Origin of the sequence: Acinetobacter stercoris, assembly GCF_900323515.1 — a bacterium.
Taxonomy (GTDB): Bacteria; Pseudomonadota; Gammaproteobacteria; order Pseudomonadales; family Moraxellaceae; genus Acinetobacter; species Acinetobacter stercoris.
In genome coordinates this window covers 1-5,110 of the sequence record NZ_OOGT01000248.1, presented here as the reverse complement: position 1 = coordinate 5,110, position 5,110 = coordinate 1, and the positions used below count along the sequence as shown (strand labels likewise).

3 protein-coding genes are annotated in these 5,110 nt (G+C 34.3%); 1 reads left to right on the top strand and 2 read right to left on the bottom strand.

The genetic code is table 11. The features are described from left to right. The first annotated feature begins 300 nt into the window (after nucleotides 1-300). Nucleotides 301-1,302, top strand: coding sequence for an AraC family transcriptional regulator (locus KPC_RS17740; protein WP_227591462.1), 1,002 nt, complete (start codon nucleotides 301-303; stop codon nucleotides 1,300-1,302). A gap of 611 nt (nucleotides 1,303-1,913) precedes the next feature. Here KPC_RS17740 and KPC_RS17730 read toward each other — a convergent pair. Both KPC_RS17730 and mqo read right to left on the bottom strand, forming a co-directional pair. Beyond that, nucleotides 1,914-3,218, bottom strand: coding sequence for an MFS transporter (locus KPC_RS17730; protein ID WP_121975661.1), 1,305 nt, complete (start codon nucleotides 3,216-3,218; stop codon nucleotides 1,914-1,916). A gap of 61 nt (nucleotides 3,219-3,279) precedes the next feature. After that, nucleotides 3,280-4,920 carry a malate dehydrogenase (quinone) gene (gene mqo / locus KPC_RS17725; RefSeq protein WP_121975660.1) on the bottom strand — a complete coding sequence of 547 codons (1,641 nt, stop codon included), beginning with the start codon at nucleotides 4,918-4,920 and terminating at the stop codon, nucleotides 3,280-3,282. Nucleotides 4,921-5,110: the final 190 nt, after the last annotated feature.

The window sequence follows — 5,110 nt, the reverse complement described above, 5'->3', positions numbered from 1 at the left end:
TATTTTTATTGATATATACAGGTTGTTGAATTTTACTACTATTATTTACATTAAAATTTCATTGAATTTTAACTGACATTCTTTTGTGATTTAGTTGATATTTTTTGAGATTTTTAAGATATTTTAAATATTTGAGTTTGGTAATAGAATTGGTGATAAGAGACATTAGTTTTTTTATTTAAAGGAACTATATTTTTTACTTAATTTTTCTTATGAAAATATATTTTACTTTTAAACTAAAATTGTAGTAGTGGTGTTTTAATGAAAACGTTTTTGAAAATAAAAAGCGTGGGGAGTGGAATGACTCGCTTGTTGGATGATTTTTGTAAAGCTCATCATTTGAAATCACCCGTAAGTCGTGAATATAGTTTTGATGAGTATATTTCATTTGAAAAGTGGTTGAAAAAGCTAAATAAGGTGGATAAACAGTACAAGAAAGAAGAGCTTGGACTGGAAATCGGGGCTATGGTTGATACAATTCATATTGGAATTACAGCATATATTGTAAATTCATGTGAAACATTGTCTGATGTTTTAATCCTATCTTCTAAATATAATAAGATTTGGTATAATTATATGCCTAAACATGTTGAGTTTAATAATAATAACTGTATTGTTTCTTGGGATAAACCTGCGTATTTATCTGCTGGTCTATTTGTTCGTGAAACGGCTATTTCTGAAACATTGCAGGTATCAATTTTTTATCAAAGGTTAAAAAAAATTATCAATGATACTGGTTTTAGTTTAAATCATATTGAACTGGCAATTCCTGAACCAGATAATACCGAGGTCTATGAAGATTTTTTTAAATGTCCTGTATTTTTTAATACGTCACAGACTAAAATTATTTTTCCAAAATATGCATTAGATATGCCTTTAAGGCAATCTGACCCTATTCTATGTTCTATTTTAAAAAAACAGGCGGAACGGATTTTATCCGAAATGCCGAAAGATGATTCATTTATTGAAATCGTCAGTCAATCAATTTTAAAAGCGGTGAATAATAACCATGCTCAAATTGAATATGTCGCTAAACAGATGAATATGTCATCTAGGGTCTTACAGAAAAATTTAAAAGAAAGGGGAATGGTGTTTAAAGATTTACTCAATGATATTCGTTTCAATTTGGCAAAACAGTATTTGCAAGATAGAAACCTAAGTGTTTCTGATATTGCTTTTTTATTGGCATATGGTGAACAGACTTCATTTAACCGTGCTTTTAAAAACTGGACTGGTATGTCTCCATTACAGTGGCGTAACCAGTTTGGCAAGGTACGTGAAATAGAACTAGCAGTACAATAGGATACTTGGAGCAGGGATGCCTATTGTGTAATAGGCAAGTCTTTGCTGTCTAAATATAAATGATATTATTTTTATGTCGTGTAGTTGCATCTGTTTACAAGGTTTCATTGAGAATGGTAAGTGATAATTTTTATAATGCGCCAAATTCTTGCCATGATTCGCCATTATTTAAGCTTGAAAAGTAGGCTTTCAAAGCAATCAGTTCGTTATATTGAGTAATTGTTAATAATATTAAACACATGATCAAAATGATTTTTAAAAGTATCAGGTTTTTAGGGGGGATTTGCTGAGAGTAAATAAAATGTATGCATAGAAATGAGGCAAAAACCTGAAAATTAGATGCATTTAACATATCGAGATTGTATTGATAGTACAGTAATCCACATAAGAGCATGGCACTAAAAATAGTTATTTGTTTATAAAATGCTGCATTTTTTGCACTCAATAAAATTTGAAAAATTAACAATAGTGATGAAAAAAAATAGAATGGTGAACCACCAATTATGGCGGTATATGCTCCATTGAGTAAGCAATATGATAGTAGTAAGAAAAGGAGAATTTTAAATAAAATCATTTGAAATTGTTGCATTTGTGAATACTCAGATGGCATTTTATTTTACAGTGTGATTGTGCTGACAGGCTGGATTTCGTATTTTAGAAAAAGACTGATTTTCTTTATTCAATCGATAATCAAATAAATCACGGGTACGAGAAAAGCTGTATAGCGTTATTCCTAAACAGAAGCAACCGCTGATCAGTGTCGCTGGAATGATGCCTAGCCAACGCGTGAATAAACTAGATTGTAAAGCACCAAGTTGATTGCCAGAAGTTACGAGTATGCCGTTTAAAGCAGAAATTCTGCCAAGCAAATTTTTAGGTGGGATACTTTGAAAGAGTGTTTGCCTGATAATCATACTAATGCTGTCAAATGCACCCATTAAAACCAAGAGCAATACCGAAACCCATAATTGCCGAGACAGTGCGAATAAAATCGTGCAAATACTAAAACCACCAATGGCAAGGAGCATATTTCTCCAGATATGAAAAATAGGTGGATGCTTTATCAGGTATAACATCATTAAACATGTTCCAATTGCTGGAGCTGCTCTTAATAGACCTAGACCTTGTGCACCGGTTTTAAAAATATCTTGTGCAAATATCGTGAGTAATGCGAGAACACCTCCGAATAAAACTGATGATAAATCCAGTAAAACTGACCAAAAAATAATACGTTTTTCGAAGATAAATAACCATGCCTCTTTAAGGCTTTGAACGACGTGCTGTTGAGGAATAGACGGAAACTTCCGATTCTGTAAAAAAACAAGAACAATGCTCCCAAGGAAATATAAAGCAAAACTTAGTAATAACGTAAGATATAAGCCACAGACTTCTAATAACAACCCCGCTAACATGGGGGCGACAATTGCTCCAATTTGCCAAAAAAAAGCTGTCCATGTATTCGCACTTGAATAGTATTTTTCAGGTACAACGAATGCACGTAAAGCATTAAATGAAGGGCTATATATACCTCTTAGTATTCCTAGGAAAAAAATCAGGACATAAATACCAGCAAGAAATAATGAATAATCAATATATTGCTGTTGGCGACACCAAAATAAAAAAATAAATAAGAGAGGGATAGGGCAGCAAAGACTAAAACCCCATTTTAGAATTGTTTGCTTATTAAAGTGATCCGCGAAATAGCCTCCAAAAAATGATAATAAAATAAAAGGGCATAATTCAGCCAAAGCGATAAAACCAAGTGTTAAGGGGTTCTTACTGATTTGATAAAGGGTATAACCGATCGTGATTTCTAAAATTAATATTGCGAAAATCAGGCAAAGTTGATTCAAGCTTAGAATAGCAAAGTCACGAAAACGGAAAACATCAAAACTGGATGAGGAGAAAAATGACATAAAATAATTTGGTAGGAAAGAGGATGAGTCGATTACTCATCCTCTTAAAAAGACAGATTAATTAGTTTGCATTAACCGCTGGTGCTATAGCATGTTCATCATTTGCTGCTTGTGCTCTGGGTGTGTATTTCAAACCTAAAGTTTGGCTAGTATTTTGACGAACTTGATCAAGTAAAGCAGGGTTTTTGCTTAAATCCTGTTTATACGATGTAATCATCTTCTGTAATTTAGGATTCCATTCGCCTTTTACCTGTTGAGGGAATGCCTTTTCAAGCAAATTCAACATGATATATGGCGATGTAGATGCACCAGGTGATGCGCCTAATAGTGCGGTCACTGATCCATCTTTTGATGCAAAGATGTCTGTACCAAATTCAAGTTTTGCTGGTTTACCAGGAACTTTTTTAATAATCTGGACACGTTGACCACCCTGATTCAACTTCCAGTCTTCTGGTTTTGCATCTGGATAATATTTTTTCAATTCATTAAAGCGATCCTGATCTGTCATCATCACTTGACTTACTAAGTATTTAACCAAATCCAGATTTTCTATACCGACTGCGGTCATCGGTAATACATTACTTTTATTTGTTGATTTCAATAGATCCAGTTGAGAGCCTTGTTTCAAGAATTTATTTGAATAAGTGGCAAATGGCCCAAACAATACATATTTTTTCCCGTCAATGTAGCGAGTATCAATATGAGGAACAGACATCGGTGGTGCACCTAATTCAGCGCGGCCATAGACTTTGGCAGTGTGTTCAGCCGTTACTTCAGGATTATCTGTCATAAGGAAAATACCGCCAACAGGGAAGCCTGCATACTGTTTTGCTTCAGGTAAGCCAGTCATTTGCAATAGTTTTACTGCTGCACCACCAGCACCAATAAAGACAAAACGAGTCTTGACGTAACTGCTTTTACCTGTTTTTAAGTCTTTAAAGGAAACAGACCAGGTTTTGTCATCATTCTGGCTGATACCAGTAACTTCTGTTGATGTTTGCAATTTAAAATTAGCTTGCTGTTTTAAATGGTTGATTAATTGTGTCGTGATCGCACCATAGTTAACATCAGAGCCGATATCCATACGTGTTGCAGCAACTTTTTGTGCAGGGTCGCGTCCTTGCATGACTAAAGGTGCCCACTGTTTAATTTCTTCAGGATTTTCAGTAAATTTCATGCCCTGGAACATTGGGTTTTGTACCATGGCAGCATAGCGTTTTTCCAGAAATTTAACATTGTCACCCCATACAAAAGCAATATGTGGTACAGGATTAATAAAGCTTTTAGGTTCGCCTAATACACCTTGTTTAACCTGATATGCCCAGAACTGTTTCGCAACTTCAAATTGCTCTGCAACACCTACAGCTTTGGAAATATCCATTTTCCCATCTTTTTCGGATGTATAGTTCATTTCCATGAAGCCTGAGTGACCAGTACCAGCATTATTAAAGCCGTTTGAGCTTTCTTGAGCGACTTGATCCAGACGCTCATACATGTTGATTTTCCAGTTTGGCTCAAGTTCAGTTAAATATGTACCTAATGTGGCACTCATTACACCTCCACCAACGAGGACTGCATCGAGTACGGCATCATTTTCAGAGGTTTTTATTTTTTTAGACGTTATCGGTCTGAAAAGAAAAACCAAGGCAACAATCAATAATAAAATGATCAATACCACGAGGTATTTCAAAAATTTCTTCATGGGCAAAGTACCTTGAGTCTATGTAATTACCAAGACTTTTTGGAGATGAATAAAAATGCTTGTTAACAATAATGAGAAGTAGGAGACCTATTTTGATTGCATAGAAATTTAACGATTGAACATCGTGGGAGTTTAAATTTTCGTGAATGCAGGTACTACGATATTTATTGCTAGTGTTAAAATATTAGAC

Excerpts from the sequence above, each read along its gene's own strand:
- KPC_RS17740 (WP_227591462.1), top strand. The coding sequence starts at position 301 with ATGACTCGCTTGTTGGATGATTTTTGTAAAGCTCATCATTTGAAATCA.
- KPC_RS17730 (WP_121975661.1), bottom strand. The coding sequence starts at position 3,218 with ATGTCATTTTTCTCCTCATCCAGTTTTGATGTTTTCCGTTTTCGTGAC.
- mqo (WP_121975660.1), bottom strand. The coding sequence starts at position 4,920 with ATGAAGAAATTTTTGAAATACCTCGTGGTATTGATCATTTTATTATTG.